General features: G+C 32.4%; 16 protein-coding genes, 1 pseudogene and 1 riboswitch. Of the genes and pseudogenes, 8 read left to right on the top strand and 9 right to left on the bottom strand.

All coding sequences use genetic code 11. The features are described from left to right. Positions 1–317 precede the first annotated feature (317 nt). Together RPL90_RS04290 and rnjA are read left to right on the top strand one after the other, a co-directional pair. On the top strand, positions 318–533 hold the full coding sequence (locus RPL90_RS04290; protein ID WP_061854973.1) for a DNA-dependent RNA polymerase subunit epsilon: 216 nt from the start codon (positions 318–320) through the stop codon (positions 531–533). Next, positions 533–2323 (top strand): ribonuclease J1, encoded by a 1791-nt coding sequence (rnjA, locus tag RPL90_RS04285; RefSeq protein ID WP_313545874.1) that lies wholly within the window; start codon positions 533–535, stop codon positions 2321–2323. The genes RPL90_RS04290 and rnjA overlap by 1 nt, the downstream gene beginning before the upstream one ends. A 128-nt stretch (positions 2324–2451) precedes the next feature. On the opposite strand, the gene RPL90_RS04280 is transcribed toward rnjA, so the two are convergent. The 3 genes from RPL90_RS04280 to RPL90_RS04270 all read right to left on the bottom strand — a co-directional run bounded on the left by RPL90_RS04280 (position 2452) and on the right by RPL90_RS04270 (position 5567). Next, positions 2452–3111, bottom strand: a complete 660-nt coding sequence (locus RPL90_RS04280; RefSeq protein WP_313545872.1) for a potassium channel family protein — start codon at positions 3109–3111, stop codon at positions 2452–2454. 78 nt (positions 3112–3189) lie between these two features. Beyond that, on the bottom strand, positions 3190–4215 hold the full coding sequence (locus RPL90_RS04275; protein WP_313545870.1) for a cytochrome d ubiquinol oxidase subunit II: 1026 nt from the start codon (positions 4213–4215) through the stop codon (positions 3190–3192). Continuing rightward, positions 4215–5567 carry a cytochrome ubiquinol oxidase subunit I gene (locus RPL90_RS04270; protein ID WP_313545868.1) on the bottom strand — a complete coding sequence of 451 codons (1353 nt, stop codon included), beginning with the start codon at positions 5565–5567 and terminating at the stop codon, positions 4215–4217. The genes RPL90_RS04275 and RPL90_RS04270 overlap by 1 nt, the downstream gene beginning before the upstream one ends. Before the next feature lie 203 nt (positions 5568–5770). Between RPL90_RS04270 and RPL90_RS04265 the strand changes: the two genes are divergently transcribed. After that, on the top strand, positions 5771–6004 hold the full coding sequence (locus RPL90_RS04265) for a glutaredoxin family protein (protein WP_313545866.1): 234 nt from the start codon (positions 5771–5773) through the stop codon (positions 6002–6004). 211 nt (positions 6005–6215) lie between these two features. After that, positions 6216–6437, top strand: a pseudogene (locus RPL90_RS04260) (IS5/IS1182 family transposase); the annotation flags it as partial. A gap of 4 nt (positions 6438–6441) precedes the next feature. Here RPL90_RS04260 and ptsP read toward each other — a convergent pair. From ptsP to auxA, 5 genes are all read right to left on the bottom strand, one after another. Continuing rightward, positions 6442–8157: a phosphoenolpyruvate--protein phosphotransferase gene (gene ptsP, locus RPL90_RS04255; protein WP_313545864.1), complete on the bottom strand. Its 1716-nt coding sequence runs from the start codon at positions 8155–8157 to the stop codon at positions 6442–6444. A 2-nt stretch (positions 8158–8159) separates the two neighbouring features. Further along, positions 8160–8426 (bottom strand): phosphocarrier protein HPr, encoded by a 267-nt coding sequence (locus tag RPL90_RS04250; RefSeq protein ID WP_048794214.1) that lies wholly within the window; start codon positions 8424–8426, stop codon positions 8160–8162. A gap of 176 nt (positions 8427–8602) precedes the next feature. After that, positions 8603–9145, bottom strand: coding sequence for a DUF697 domain-containing protein (locus RPL90_RS04245; RefSeq protein WP_313545863.1), 543 nt, complete (start codon positions 9143–9145; stop codon positions 8603–8605). Positions 9146–9202: 57 nt separating this feature from the next. Next, positions 9203–10372, bottom strand: a complete 1170-nt coding sequence (locus tag RPL90_RS04240; RefSeq protein WP_313545862.1) for a class I SAM-dependent rRNA methyltransferase — start codon at positions 10370–10372, stop codon at positions 9203–9205. A 205-nt stretch (positions 10373–10577) separates the two neighbouring features. Then, positions 10578–11867 (bottom strand): lipoteichoic acid stability factor AuxA, encoded by a 1290-nt coding sequence (gene auxA / locus RPL90_RS04235; protein ID WP_313545860.1) that lies wholly within the window; start codon positions 11865–11867, stop codon positions 10578–10580. A gap of 272 nt (positions 11868–12139) precedes the next feature. On the opposite strand from auxA, the gene graF reads away from it, so the two are divergent. The 4 genes from graF to RPL90_RS04215 all read left to right on the top strand — a co-directional run bounded on the left by graF (position 12140) and on the right by RPL90_RS04215 (position 15340). Then, the gene (graF, locus tag RPL90_RS04230) at positions 12140–12274 is read left to right on the top strand and encodes a glycopeptide resistance-associated protein GraF (RefSeq protein ID WP_195708312.1); all 135 of its coding nucleotides are present in this window, start codon (positions 12140–12142) and stop codon (positions 12272–12274) included. A gap of 81 nt (positions 12275–12355) precedes the next feature. Beyond that, positions 12356–12456, top strand: a riboswitch (TPP riboswitch). A gap of 90 nt (positions 12457–12546) precedes the next feature. After that, a complete protein-coding gene (locus tag RPL90_RS04225; RefSeq protein ID WP_313545857.1) occupies positions 12547–13122 on the top strand; it encodes an ECF transporter S component in 576 nt (191 codons plus the stop codon). Positions 13123–13134: 12 nt separating this feature from the next. Then, complete coding sequence (locus tag RPL90_RS04220) at positions 13135–14541, top strand: ABC transporter ATP-binding protein (protein WP_313545855.1); 1407 nt, start codon at positions 13135–13137, stop codon at positions 14539–14541. After that, the gene (locus tag RPL90_RS04215) at positions 14534–15340 is read left to right on the top strand and encodes an energy-coupling factor transporter transmembrane component T family protein (RefSeq protein WP_313545853.1); all 807 of its coding nucleotides are present in this window, start codon (positions 14534–14536) and stop codon (positions 15338–15340) included. Before RPL90_RS04220 ends, RPL90_RS04215 begins: the two co-directional genes overlap by 8 nt. Positions 15341–15404: 64 nt before the next feature. Here RPL90_RS04215 and purD read toward each other — a convergent pair whose 3' ends face one another. Beyond that, entirely contained in the window at positions 15405–16643 is a 1239-nt protein-coding gene (purD, locus tag RPL90_RS04210) for a phosphoribosylamine--glycine ligase (protein ID WP_313545851.1), read from the bottom strand. Positions 16644–16650 lie beyond the last annotated feature (7 nt).

Here is a 16650-nt window from a genome sequence, read left to right as displayed (position 1 = left end):
AGTTTATAAAGTTCATTAATTTAAAACCTAAATTATAGTTCGTTGCTTATGATAAACTGCTTTATTTATTCATTAACATCATGTAAAATAGGAAATAACTAGAATTAGATTAATAGCTATTTAATCTATTCTTATACTGAACGAAATTAACTTCCCTAGAAACATACTGGGCAGAAAGCTTGTATGTTCTTTTATATTCAGACACTTTGCCTAATTTTACAAATTTGGTTCTATTCATTTTTGTAAGTGTATTCGACTAGGGTTTTTATTCAATAATATTAAATATTTAAAGATAGCAATAGGAGGAAATATAGATAATGGCAGTATTTAAAGTATTTTATCAACATAATAAAGACGAAGTGGTAGTTCGTGAGAACACACAAACAATTTACGTAGAAGCACAAACTGAAGAACAAGTAAGACGTTATTTAAAAGATCGTAATTACAACATTGAATTTATTACTAAATTAGAGGGCACACATTTAGAATATGAAAAACAATCAGATCACTTTAATGTGGAGCAAGCTGAATAATGAAGCAAATCAATAAAAATGAAGTAGCAGTATATGCACTTGGCGGCTTAGGTGAAGTAGGTAAAAATACTTATGCTGTTGAGTATCAGGATGAAATTGTCATTATTGATGCGGGTATTAAGTTTCCTGACGACAATTTATTAGGTATCGATTATGTCATTCCTGATTATACGTACTTAGAACAAAACCAAGATAAAATCGTTGGTTTATTTATTACGCATGGACATGAAGACCATATAGGTGGTGTGCCCTACCTGTTAAAACAAATTAATGTACCTATTTACGGTGGTCCATTAGCTTTAGGATTAATTAGAAATAAATTAGAAGAACATCACTTATTAAGAACAACGGAACTGAACGAAATAGATGAACAAAGTGTTATTAAGTCAAAACATTTTGAAATTTCATTTTACTTAACGACACATAGTATCCCTGAAGCATATGGTGTTATAGTCAATACACCGGAAGGTAATATTGTTCATACTGGTGACTTTAAATTTGATTTCACACCTGTTGGTGAACCGGCTAACATTGGTAAAATGGCTAAATTAGGTGACGAAGGCGTATTATGTCTACTATCTGATTCAACAAACGCACTCGTGCCTGATTTCACTTTAAGTGAACGCGAAGTCGGACAAAATGTCGATAAGATTTTTAGAAATTGTACGGGTCGTATTATTTTCGCAACTTTCGCATCTAATATATATCGTGTTCAACAAGCTGTTGAAGCCGCTATTAAGCATGGGCGAAAGATTGTTACTTTTGGTCGTTCAATGGAAAATAACATTAAAATTGGTATGGAACTAGGCTATATTAAAGCACCGCCAGAAACTTTTGTAGAACCAAATAAAATTAATAGTATCCCTAAGCATGAATTATTAATTTTATGTACAGGTTCACAAGGTGAGCCTATGGCTGCTTTATCACGTATAGCTAATGGTACACATAAACAAATAAAAATCATCCCTGAGGATACGGTTGTATTTAGCTCATCACCTATTCCCGGTAATACAAAAAGTATTAATCGTACAATCAACTCGTTATATCGTGCAGGTGCAGATGTAATTCACAATAAAGTGTCTAACATTCACACGTCTGGTCACGGTTCTCAAGGTGACCAACAATTAATGTTACGTTTGATTAGACCTAAATACTTCTTACCTATCCATGGAGAGTACCGTATGCTTAAAGCACATGGTCAATCAGGTATTGAATGTGGCGTTGACCCAGAAAATGTTTTTATTTTCGACATTGGCGATGTTTTAGCACTTACACATGATTCTGCTCGCAAAGTTGGCCGTATTCCTTCAGGTAACGTATTAGTTGACGGTAGCGGTATAGGCGACATCGGCAACGTCGTTATACGTGATCGTAAGTTATTATCAGAAGAAGGTTTAGTTATCGTAGTTGTTAGTATTGATTTCAAAACAAACAAACTACTCTCTGGCCCCGACATTATTTCACGTGGCTTTGTTTATATGCGTGAGTCAGGTCAACTTATTTACGATGCGCAACGTAGAATTAAAACAGATGTGATTTCTAAATTAAATCAAAATAGTTCGATACAGTGGCATCAAATAAAGTCATCAATTATTGAAACATTACAACCATATTTATATGAGAAAACAGCAAGAAAACCAATGATTTTACCTGTAATCATGAAGGTAAATGAAGATGAAGATAGCAAAGCTAACTCTAGTAAACCACAAAAAGAACGTAAATCTTCAAATGCGAAAACAACACCTAAAGAAAAGTCACAAAAACAACAAAATAACGTAGAACCAAAATAGCATTTGAATTTTGTTACAAAAATATACAAGGAGTATAGCTATCTACAGTAGATAGCTATACTCCTTTTTTATAGTAAATAAAAAAGCGTGCCGAATGAATATTCAACACACTTAAAAAGCGTACAATTCTACCTTACAACTTTCATTTCAAACCGATTTAAGTCATTATCATGACCAATCATTATTAAAATATCGCCTATTTCTATATTTTCATTTGGATCAGGAGAAACGAGTATATTTCTACCGCGCTTAACCGCTATAATACTAATACCAAATTGAGCTCTAATATCTAGCTCAATAATCGTTTTACCTGCCATCTTTTCGCTTGCTTTAATTTCTACAATAGAATGCTCATCGGCTAATTCTAGGTAATCTAGTACGCTCGCACTCGCTACGTTATGAGCGATACGACGGCCCATATCACGCTCTGGATGAACGACTGTATCTGCACCAATTTTATTTAAAATTTTCGCATGGTAATCATTTTGAGCTTTAGCTGTTACTTTTTTAACACCTAATTCTTTTAAAATAAGTGTCGTCAATGTACTAGATTGAATATTTTCACCTATAGCAACAATAACATGATCAAAGTTTCTAATACCTAAACTTTTCATTACGGCCTCATCTGTTGTATCAGCCACTACTGCATGGGTAGCAATTTCACTATACTCATTCACACGTGCTTCATTACTATCAATTGCCATAACGTCCATATCTAATGCATTTAATTCTCTAACAATACTACCACCAAAACGGCCTAATCCTATTACCACATATTCTTTTTCCATATGCGTCCTCCATTAAAAAATAAAGGCGCGAGAAAGGTCACATTGTTTTACAATTTGCTAACCTTTCTCACCCTTTTGTTAATATTGAGACTTTTTGCCTTCTACATATGCTTTGTCGAAAACAAATAACTTCAATAATAATATTAACGATGGAACCAATAAAAGTAAACCACAAATAAATGCGATCGTTAATGCCATCGCCATACTATCATTTGCCACTGCGTGTTCGAATTGCACTTGTGGATATAAAATATATGGTAATTTACTTGCACCATACCCGAAAAAGGCAAAGGCCATTTGCAGTATGACCATTATAAATGCCCAACCGTGTGCTTTTTTAATTAGAGTTAATAACATAGCCACTATAAAACAAATTAGGCTGAGTAAAAATAACCACCAATAGTTCAGCACTGCTGATAGAAAATGCCCTTCATTTTGAATTCTTAATGATAAAAAGACAAATAGTGATATTGCAATCATCGGTGGACCCCAGAATAGGAACCAGTATCTTAACAATTTATATGCTCTTGTATCTTTTGCTCTATCAGCATAAAATGTTAAAAATCCTGAAGAGATATAAAGTACAGTGATGACTGCTAAAAAGACTACTGCCCATGAAAATGGACTTAGTAATAATTCAGTCCAATTCAAGTCAAAGCTTGAACCATGCTTAGTAATATAACCACCTTCAGAAATTGTCATTGCAGTTGCTAACGACGCAGGAATAAATAATCCTGTTAAGCCATATAGTACTAACCAAGGTAATTTAGAATCTTGGCCATAGTTTTCAAATGCGTAGAACGCACCTCTTATCGATAACAATACTAATGCAATGGAAGCTGGTACTAATAATACTGTGCCAAAGTATAATGCTGTGTCTGGGAAGAAACCTACCATTCCTACGAAAAAGAACACGAAGAAGACGTTTGTTACTTCCCAAACTGGGTTCAAATATCTAGATATTAGATGATTTAACTTTTTATCTTGATTAGTAATCTTAGCATGCAATGCAAAGAAGCCTGCGCCAAAGTCGATTGATGCAATAATAATATAGCAAAACAAAAATAACCACAAAACGATTATTCCAATATAAGAAAATATCATTACTGCTCACCTCTCTCATTAGAAACTGCTGCGATATCTTTATAAGCAGGTTTATTTTTAAACATTCTTATTAGCACATAAGCTGCTGTTACTATTAGTACAATATAAAGCAAACCAAACAAAATAGTAACGAATGTTAAACCACCAGCTTGCGTAGCAGCTTCTTTAACTTTTAAATAACCTCTAACAATCCATGGTTGACGACCCATTTCTGTCAAGAACCAACCAAATTCAATAGCTAACATCGCTGCAGGTCCAGTGAGTAGAATGCCGTATAACATCGGTTTGGTATGCATAAAGCGTCGTAATTTTTTAAATATTAACGTCGCTACATATGCCGCAGAAATGATGAAACAAAATACGCCGAGTGATACCATCAAGTCAAAGAAATAGTGCACGATAAGTGGTGGTAAGTCAGCTTTAGGAAAATCGTTTAACCCTTTTACTTTCGTATTAATGTTATCGTCTGCTAAAAAGCTTAGTAACCCAGGTATTTTTATTGCACCTGTTACTTGTTGCGTATGTTCATTGAGTGTACCGAAGAAAACTAAATCAGCTTTTGAACCAGTATCAAAATGCCATTCATAAGCTGCTAATTTCTCTGGCTGCACTTTGTGTAAAAATTTAGCTGATAAATCTCCAGCAAGCATTGAACCTAAAGTAAATACTAAACCTAAAATCATCGTTATTTTTAGTGACTTTTTATGATATTCTGCATCTTTACTCACTTTATTTTTTAACAATTTAAATGCTGCTATAGCAGCTAATATAAATGCCATCGTCATAAGTGCAGTGGCAACTACGTGAAATGATCTTACTAAAAATGATGCATTAAACATTGCTGCCCAAGGTTCAACGTTTACCATTCTACCATCTTTAAATTGGAATCCTGCAGGCGTATTCATAAACGAGTTTACTGACGTAATGAACAATGCGGAGAATGAACCACCAATAATAACTGGAATACTTAAAATTAAGTGTGTCCATTTACCTTTAAACCTATTCCAAGTATATAAATAAATACTTAAAAAGATAGCCTCAAAGAAGAATGCAAATGTTTCCATAAATAGTGGTAACGCTATAACGTGCCCACCTAATTGCATAAATGTCGGCCAAAGTAGTGACAACTGTAAGCCGATAATTGTACCTGTCACAACACCGACTGCAACAGTAATAGTATAACCTTTGGACCAACGTTTCGCTAATGCAGTATAGCTCGGATCATTCTTTTTAATACCTAAAAATTCTGCAATAGCAAACATTAATGGCATTCCAACACCAATCGTCGCAAAAATTATATGAACGGCTAGCGTCATTCCAGTGAGGAAACGCGCTATTTCTACTGAATCCATAAAATCACCTTTTTCCTGAATTTGTGACAAAAATCACAATATATTTTTATTATAACTCGCAATTTTCATGGATGAAATTGTTATGGTTCATTTGAATATTGACAAATTAATGACGTGTCACAGACAGTTCACAAACTTGATTTCTTATGTTGTATCTCTTATATTAAGAAATAGTAACTCACTTTGAAAGGAATTTGTTTTTAATGTCTAATATTACCATCTATTCACAAAATGATTGCCCGCCCTGCACTTTTATTAAAAATTATTTAACTACCAAAAATATTGATTATACCGAAAAGAACATTTCACAAAACGCAACATATCGTAATGAAATGATGGACTATGATGCTTTTGCTACGCCATTTATTCTTTTAAATAATGAGCCTATGTACCAAGTTGATATGGACAAAATTAACGCTGAATTGAACATTAAATAAACAGAAGCACCTGGGATATAAATCCCAGAAAAATAGCACTCAGATGATTTAGTTTGATTCATCTGAGTGCTTCTTTTTTATGCAATACTTCGTATTGTTGGCTCACTTTCTTATAGAAAGGCCTTAGCATGAAGTCTGCAGCTTCTCCCCTGAAGTGTGTCGCCAAGATATGACGCCATTTATATATGATTTCACATTAAAATGCTTTAAAATCAAGGCTATTTTGATTTTCACTCGAATATCGTTCGTGGCATAGATAAAGTCAAAAGAGCATTTGGTTTTATATTAATCGCACTTAATAAAAGAAAAGTAGTAGCACAACACGCTAACAATTAATCAAAATAATAATGAAAAAGGCAATTTCTATATTATTTCAATAGAAATTGCCTTTTTTCACTTAACCAAACACTTTATATCTAAGCGCTTCTTTTAATTTGCTATTTAGTATATTGTTTAACTAATGTTTGAACTTCTTCTGAAGTTGCTGCATTAATTGCACGGTTAGCTAATTCTTGCATTTCAGACTGACTTAATTCTTTGATTTGACGACGTGCTTTCAAGATTGAAGTCGCACTCATAGAGAATTCATCTAATCCTAAACCTAGTAATAATGGTATAGCAATTTCATCTCCCGCCATTTCACCACACATACCAGTCCATTTACCTTCATTATGTGAAGCTTCGATTACTTGTTTAACTAAACGAAGTATTGCCGGATTATAAGGTTGATATAGGTATGATACACGTTCTGACATGCGGTCTGCTGCCATAGTGTATTGGATTAAGTCATTAGTACCAATACTAAAGAAGTCTACTTCTTTAGCAAAGACATCTGCTAAAGCAGCCGTAGAAGGAATTTCTACCATGATACCTAATTCGATATCATCAGAAACTTCAGTACCTTCTTGTTTTAAGTTCGCTCTTTCTTCTTCTAATAATGCTTTAGCATCACGGAATTCTTGAACAGTTGCAACCATCGGGAACATAATATTCAATTTACCGAACGCTGAAGCACGTAATAAAGCACGCAATTGTGGTCTAAAAATATCTGGTTGATCTAGACATAAACGAATTGCTCTATAGCCTAAGAACGGATTCATTTCGTCAGGTAAATTTAAGTATGGTAGTTCTTTATCGCCGCCAACATCTAATGTACGAACGACGACTCTTTTACCTTCCATAGACTCAATAACTTCTTTGTATGCCTCAAATTGTTCATCTTCAGTTGGCAACTGATCTCTACCCATGTATAAGAATTCCGTACGATATAAACCAATACCTTCAGCGCCATTTTCGAGTACGCCTTTAATATCGTTTGGCGTACCAATATTAGCTGCTAATTCTACATGATTACCGTCTAATGTTACTGACTCTTCGTCGCGTAATTTTTGTAAATCTTTTTTATCTTCAAAGAAACGTTCGCGTTTATTTTGATAAGCGATAACTTCATCGTCTGTAGGATTAACAATGACTTCGCCAGTTAATCCGTCAACGACAATCATATCACCTTGTTGAACTTCATCCGTAATAGATTTAGTGCCAACAACTGCGGCAATTTCTAAAGAACGACTCATAATAGCAGAGTGAGAAGTTCTGCCACCGATATTAGTAACAAAACCTTGTACAAATTCTTTATTTAATTGCGCAGTATCTGAAGGCGTTAAGTCATTACCAATTATAACAACGCTTTCATCAATCATACTAGGATTTGGTAATTCAACACCTAATAAGTTTGCTAAAATACGTTTTCTCACATCACGTATATCGGCAGCACGTTCTTTCATATATTCATTGTCCATGCCTTCAAAGATAGAGATAAATTGGTCTGTAACTTCAGTTAATGCTGTAGGCGCGTTAACTTGGTCATTTTTAATTTTGTCTTCGATTGGTTGAATTAACTCTGGATCATCTAAAACTAATAAGTGCGCGTCAAAAATAGCCGCTTTATCAGCACCTAAATTTTGCTCTGCATTATTTCTAATTTTAGTTAATTCAATTTTTGATGTATTGATAGCATTTTGAAATTTTTCTACTTCAGCAGATGCATCAGCAACCTTCTCATTGTCGAATGATAAGTCTGGCTCAACTAGTAAATAAGCCTTAGCTATTGCCACACCATCAGAAGCAGCAATCCCCTTAATATAATTAGTCATGATTATTCAGTAAGTCCTTCTTTAGATAATACTTCTGTAATCGCATCAATTGCTTCTGCTTCATCGCTACCATCTACATAAATTGTGATTTCAGCATCTTTACCTACACCTAAACTCATAACACCCATAATAGATTTTAAGTTTACTTTTTTGCTGTTATATTCTAATTGAATATCAGAATCAAATTTTGAAGCTGTTTGTACAAGCATCGTTGCTGGACGTGCGTGTATACCTGTTTCATCAATAATTACGTAAGATTTTTGTTCCATATGTGTAAATCTCCTTCATATAGTTAGAATTGTTAGTTTATTATAAAACTTAACATAGTTTTATACGTTTACATTACCAAAAAAATTATATAAATTCAATTCGTTAATCCCTAGACATGATAATAATCAGCGATTATTTACGAGTTTTTTGAAAGCGCTGCAATTAAAATGTTTTTTTATACTATTGAGCGAATTACTTTTTCGCATTTTTCTACGTGATCTTGTCCTATTTTTTTCATGAAATAATAACTAATTGACGCAGATATAGCTTGTCCTACTACAGGAAACCATTTTGTTTGTTTAGCAGCAGTACGTTTAGCGACATCTCTAATTACGACTTTCAATAAAGCGCTTGAAACTTTTCTACCAACAAATTGACTACCTTGAATTGCAGCAGCTGTATAAATACGTTCTTTTACATCATCGCCTAAGTTATTTACTTGTTTATGATCAACACCATAAATTTTATTGATGTCTTCAATGATGTCTCTCATTAACTTCAAGTCCACACCAAAATCTAAACCGGGTATTGGGACAATGCTCACACTAGAAGATAAAATAGCTTTTTTTCTAATTAGTGCTTCCGCACGTTCTCTACGATTAGCAATTTCATCATTAGTAGTTGGCAAATTATTTTTAGCATTTATTTCTTCGATATTTAATACTTTATTACCAAATTTATTAGTTAATTTATTTGTAACTTTATTTTTAATTCCCATTTTAATCTACTCCTTCATTTGTGCATTCAATAATTTAAATACCCTGTTTTCAATAAATTATTTAATTTGCAAGAAGATAGCTTTTAAATATTTGGAAGGTTTATAATGTGGATGTGTTTTGAAATCTTTAGGTAATCCCATTACTTCTATTAACTCATAATCAACATCGACGTTCTCCAATGTGTCTTTTATAACTTTTTTAAATGCTTTTAATGAAAATGTACTATTATTTGTACACAACAACAAATTACCGTCTGGGCCTAAAATATCTAATGCACCTAAAATTAACTTGTCATAGTCTTTAGTAACAGAAAATGTTTTCTTTTTATTTCTAGCAAAACTTGGTGGATCTATTACAATCGTATCGTAAAAGTGATCGTGACGACGCGCATAATTAAAGAAGTCAAAAGTATCCATTACATAAATATATTGAGATTTGGGGTCAATACCATTCAACCCAAAATTCTCTTCTGTAAGACTACGCGAACGATTAGCTAAATCAACGCTCGTAGTACTATTAGCTTCATTAGCCGCTACAACTGAAAATGCACCTGTATAACTAAATAAATTTAAAATATCACGTCCGTCTGAGAATTTGTCTCTTAACTTTTTACGTACTTCTTTTTGGTCTAAAAAGATGCCAGTCATTAAACCATCATCTAAATTCACATTATAAAATGTATTGTTTTCTTCAATTACAATCGGAAATTCAGGCGCTTCACCTGTTACATAACCACCGGTTAATGAATCATCTTTAAAACGCATTTTTTCATATATAGAGGTATACTCGAATACCGTTTCAATGGCTTTTAATATCAAATATCTAAACTTATAAATTCCTTTTGAATACCATTGAATTAAAAGATGGTCGTCATAATTATCAATAGTTAAACCACCAACGCCATCGCCTTCACTATTAAATAATCTAAATGCAGAAGTACCATCTAAGTTATAAAAATAAGTTCTTTCTTCAAGTGCAATTTGGAATAATCGTTCGAAGAAACTAGCATTTATCTCTTCTTCTTTGTCATAACTTAGAACCCAACCTATGCCTTTATGTTGTCTACCAACATAACAAGTCGCAATATATTCTTCTTTATTCGTTACTAAGTAGAACAAATCTCCTTCTTTTAAGTGATCGTGAGCGTAAATATCCTCTTCTTCGATTAATGGATATTGATTATTATATTTAGTTTCTTTTCCTCTATTTAAAGTGGCTGTTTTCATAATTTGCCGACCTTTCTTTATTTATAATTTATAGCGCTTTTTATTTTAACATGTTGTTTACACTGGAACATCACAAATGTACATGTTTAGTCCTATAATCCCTACTAAAATGACTCGTTTGCATCTCGTTTTAAACTTTAAAACATAAAAATACAGCTAAATGGCCTCTATTACCTAACCATTAAGCTGCATTAATATAACTATTTTAATGTCTTAGTTTTATTACAAACCCTACAATAACCGCAATTAACATGATGAATAAAATCGGAGTAATGAAAATAGATAACAACAATCCGTGAATCATAATATTGACAAATTCTGTAAGTAATTTAAAGAACAGAATACTAATCATAAATAGCTGTAAATAATAAAATTTATTGCGTAAGAAATTCGTGAGTGTCGTTAGAATATAAATAATAATTGCAAATATTAGTAATAGTAATGTTATCCATTCGATAACATATTGTGTTTGTGAAAGTTCCCATTCACCAGACACAAATAAACTATTTCTATTGTTAAATTCAATTAATGTGAAGAATAATAAGACTGCACCACATAATAATTCAATATATGCAGTTTTCAACCATTTTGGTTTCTTCATCCAGTTTGGTACATCATCTTCTTGAATGTCTATTATTTCTTTCCATTTATTTATAAAGTTATCTTTCTTATCGCGCATTTTCTGTAAGTCAACACTTCTCCGTGTTTTACGAGTAAATTCAGTTGTTCTATCTTGCAAGTTTTTCCAATGTTCTTTTGTTTGGTTTGTCATCGAATCTTTACTCATACGAGAAAGTTCTGGTTCTTCTTCACCTAATTCTTGTTTAGTAAGAGGAAGTGATCTTCTTAAAAACAAGAAATTCCATATAGCCATTTGACCTAAAACCCACATGATTAAAAAGAATGTATTAATACTTAAAATATCTATTGATAAAATTTCATCGCTGTCTATACGACTGTATAGTACAATTTGCGTCAATAGATAAACAATGCCATAACTAAAAATTATCCATAGATAGTGATATTTGCGGTGATTAGGATTTAATTCGTCTTTATAAACGATATATCCTATATGAATAGCGAATGGCACTATAAATAGTACTGCAAAGAAGCTATAAATTTGAGTCATTAAAATTATTGTTATTAGAAAGTATAAAATACCTACGACTAAGAAGAATATTGAAATATCATAATCATACTTAGTTGTACGATATAATGTAAAACCTAAATAAATAACTAAAGCACCAAAAAGAATAATTATAATTGCACTAACAATTGGGAAACTACCTATATAATTACTTGTCACCCTAATAATTTCACCGAAAAATGCATTAATAAAGTCCCAAACATTATGAATATGTAATTCTATCTTATCTTTACCATTAAGTTTATTAATTAAAGATAAATTTAGTAATATAATGACACTTATTAAAATGGACACTATACCAATTACATAGCTATATAATATTTCGGCGTGTTTTTTCAAAAACGACATACCATTCACCTCAAAGTTATTATATACGAACTTAAGAATCTTGTCTTTAAATAAACCGATAAATAAGTCTATAGTATGATATAAAATATACACATTAAACTTTCCACAGTTTGCTTTGTTTTAAACAAACTTCAATTACTTAAGAATACCTTATTTATACGATTTCTTGCAACAGTATTATAATTAATTTGTTTTAAATCTTGTGGAGGAGGTAAACACATTTGTATAACAACTTTATACAGTAAAAATCCTAAATTGAGGAGTGGTTCCCTATGAGTAAAGAAGAAATGCACAAAGACTTAGCGGAACAAGCAAAAAACGCGGAAAATGAACTAAAAGACAAAAACGAAAACAGTACTGATAATCATGAAGAAACGATGAAAAATATTCAAGATTTATATGAATAAGGGTGTAATGAGACGAATTTTCATTTACTACCTTGACAAACAACGTTATAAGGCATACATTAAAGTTAAATTAAAACTTAATATACGCACTAGGGGTGTTTTGTGACTGAGATGAGGATTCCCTCAAACCCTTTGAACCTGATCTAGATGAAACTAGCGTAGGAAAGTGTACAATTATAATTATTAACTTATTAATTTTTTTGTATAATTATGCCTATAATTTCGCACAACTTCTAGTGAGGTTGTGCGTTTTTTTTATGGAGGAATGTTACATGTCAAAAGGTTTAAAACTATCAGAAATACTAGTTACAATACTGATTGCTATCGTCTTTTCAATTATCTATAATATTTGGAATTTCGTTTATAAAGCATTTCAAGTATCTGGGCTTCATATAGAAGAAATTACTTACGGTGCTTGGTTTATGGCAGCTGTAGTAGCTTATCTTATTATTCCGAAAGCAGGTATCGCATTATTAGCTGAATTTGCTGCTGGTGCTGGTGAAACTATTGTTATGGGCCGTTTTGATATTGCTACAATAATTTATGCTTTTGTACAAGGTTTAGCCTGTGAAATTATCTTTGCAATTTTTAGATATAAATCTCGCAAAGCTATCGTTGCAATATTGGCTGGTTTATTAACTGCTATTTCAACATTACCATTAGACTTTGCTTATGGTTACTTAGCATCACTTACAAGCTGGAACTTAACACTATATATTGTTTTTCGTTTATTAGGCGGTATATTAGTGGCCGGACTACTCTCTTATTATATAGTTAAGGCGCTCGATCAAACAGGTGTCACTAGATTATTTAGACCCTCATCAAAAGAAGATTACGATAATTTATAAGGAGCGTTGCACGTGTTAGTAGCAAAAAATTTACGCCTAAAATACCCAAACGCCAACAAAAAGATTTTTGATGGGTTAGATATAACAATAAGGGAGCAAGAAAAAATACTATTATTAGGACCTTCAGGTTCAGGGAAAAGTACATTATTAAATGTACTTAGTGGCATAGTACCTGAATTGATAGAACTACCACTAAAATATGATCAACTAGATAGAGATTTAAATAGTGGCGTTATTTTTCAAGACCCTGACACACAATTTTGTATGCCAAAAGTCTATGAAGAACTCGCTTTTATTTTAGAAAATAGACAAGTGCCTAGAGCGCAAATGGATGATGAGATAATAAAGGCGTTGCACGCTGTTGATTTATCTGTCAATAAAGATCAATATGTAAATCAATTAAGCGGTGGCATGAAACAAAAATTAGCAATTGCAGAAACATTATTACAAAATGCCAACACGCTATTTCTAGATGAACCTACTGCAATGTTAGACGTTGAAGCGACCGAAGCACTTTGGTCTAAAATTAAATCATTGTGGACTAATCAAACAGTGCTCATTGTCGAACACAAAGTTGCTCATATATGGGAACACATAGATAGAATAATTCTATTCGATTATGACGGAAATGTTATTGCTGATGAACAACCGCAAAACATATTAACTAACTATGAACATTTACTAACTGAGTATGGTGTGTGGCATCCTAAGGCTTGGGATTACGCACCTAAACCAATCACACAACCTGTATTAGAAAAGTCAGACTATCAACTTCGTCTAGAACAATGCACAATAAAAAGAGGTAAAAGCACGTTAATTAATGTCAATGAATTAACGATAAATCAAGGTGAATGGATTACAATCACCGGGGCTAATGGCAGTGGAAAAACATCTCTACTAGAATCTATAATGCAACTTATTCAATATGAAGGAAAAATGTATTTTAATAATAAAATGATCCGAAAGATACAAGATATTGCACATCATGCCTTTTTAGTTTATCAAAATCCAGAATTACAATTTATCACTAATTCTGTTTACAATGAAATATTTGTTCAATATTCAAACTATAGTGATACTGAAGCACAACAAAAAACAGAAAACTTGTTACACGAACTAAATTTAACCGAAGTCAAACATCAACATCCCTTCGAACTTTCAGTAGGACAAAAAAGACGTTTAAGTGTTGCTACTGCTCTAAGTTCAGAAGCTGAAATCATCTTATTAGATGAACCTACTTTCGGTTTAGATAGTCATAATACATTTAACCTAATCAAATTGTTTCAACAGCGTATTAGTAAAGGACAAACAATAATTATGGTTACTCATGATCCTGAACTTATAAAACGCTATTCTACACGAAGAATACACGTAGAAAGTAAACAACTTGTAGAAATGATAGGTGAAGCACATGTTTGATTTATGGAAAACAAGATACACTTTCTTGGATGACGTTAATGTTATTACGAAATTGACACTATCAATATTACTATTTTTCTTAGTAATATTAATTCACCAATTTGATTTAATGATTTATTTAGCTTTATTGATGGTTTTATTTTTATTGTTTTTTAATGGTATTAAATTAAGTGTCACATTAATATTTATTCTGTTTACAATGTTGTTTAGTATAGTGTCATCATTATTTATGATTTTTTATGGTGCTGGTACACATACGTTATTTAAACTCGGCTTCATTCAAATTTCAATAGAAAGCTTAATTAGAGGTATACATCTTTCATTAAGAACAATGGCCGTATCATTCTTCGGCTTATTGGTTGTATTCTCTTCGCAAATCGTCATGATTTTTTATAGTTTAATGCAGCATTTAAAAGTTAAGCCCAAGTTCGCTTATGCCTTTATGGCAGCTGTAAGAATGGTGCCGCTTATGTTAAGTTCGTTTGTTCAATTGAGAAGAACGTTGAAAATGCGTTATCAAATGATACCTTCAAGAAATTACAAATGTTTAAACCGCTTCAAACATTTATTAATTCCTATGCTAAGTCAAAACATTAGAAAAGCACATCAACTATCAGTAGCAATGGAGAAAAAAGGTTTTAAAGATGGTCCTCGAACATATTACTATTATGTGCCATTTTCATATAAAGACATTATTTTAATCATCGTTATGATTGTGTTAGTAGCTTTAGCATTTATATTAGCTCATTTCATGCCTATTACTAGCATTAATGACGTAAGAGTCAATAATATTTATTAAACAGTCATATAGATAGCAAAAACGTCAATTTCTACATTAATTAGATAGAAATTGACGTTTAATTTTATTTTATTGCTTTATTACTAATATCATTTCTATAGAATAAAGCATCACTTTCAATGTTTTCCACAAATTTATAAGCTTGTTCTTTTGCTTTTTTGATATTTTCACCTTGTCCTACAGCTAATATAACTCTCCCACCACTTGTTACATATTTATCATTGTGTAATGTTAGACCACTTACAAAATAATTGCCATCTAAAGTGAAACCAGCGACGTGTTTGCCTTTTTCGTATGTGCCTGGGTAGCCTTTTGAAGCGAGCATAACACCTACAAAAGCATCATCTTGCCATTGAAATTGGATAGGTTGTTTTTGATCTAATTCAATGATGTGTTGCATTAAATCGCTTTCCATTCGACTTAGTAATACTTGCGCTTCAGGATCTCCAAATCGTGCATTAAACTCAATTACTTTAGGACCTTCTTTAGTAATAATAGCACCAATGTATAATATACCAAAAAATGAATAACCTTCCTCATGCATCGCTTTCGCTATTGGTTGAGCTATCATATCATTTGTTTGTCTTAAAATATCTTCACCGATGTGTGGAACTGGACAATAAGCGCCCATACCGCCTGTATTAGGTCCTTTATCGTTATCAAATGCTCGTTTATGATCTTGTGCAATACAATCAAAAGGAACTGCATAATCACCGTTTACAAAAGTCATGAGTGAAAATTCTTCCCCTTCTAAAAACGTTTCAAAAACGACAAGTTCATTCCCACTTTCATAAAATGCTTGTACTGCTTCTAGCGCTTCGTCATAATTTTGCGCAATAATAACACCTTTCCCAGCAGCCAAACCATCTTTTTTTAACACAACTGGATAATCACATGCCTTTATGTACGATAACGCTGTATCTTTATTATTAATTTCTTGATAATTAGCAGTGGGAATATTGTGACGTTTCATGATTTGCTTTGCAAATGACTTTGATCCTTCGATTTGAGCAGCAACTTTATTAGGTCCAAATACTTTGATTCTCTCTCTTTGTAATTTATCTGTTAATCCTTCAGTCAATGGTTGCTCAGGTCCAATAATAACCCAATCGATGTTATTTGCTACCGCAAATTCCACGATTGCAGCATGATCATTTTCAGCTATCTCTTTGTGGACTTCTGCAATATTTACCATAGCATCATTGCCAGGAATAGCATATAAATGGTTAACTAGACTAGATTGATTGAGTTTAAAAGCAAGTACGTGTTCTCTACCACCTGAACCTATTACAAGAACTTTCATTTTTTCA

Source organism: Staphylococcus kloosii (genome assembly GCF_032139365.1).
Classification (GTDB): Bacteria; Bacillota; Bacilli; order Staphylococcales; family Staphylococcaceae; genus Staphylococcus; species Staphylococcus kloosii_A.
The sequence above is the reverse complement of the archived record's forward strand: the minus strand, read 5'-3'. Positions and strand labels throughout refer to the sequence as shown.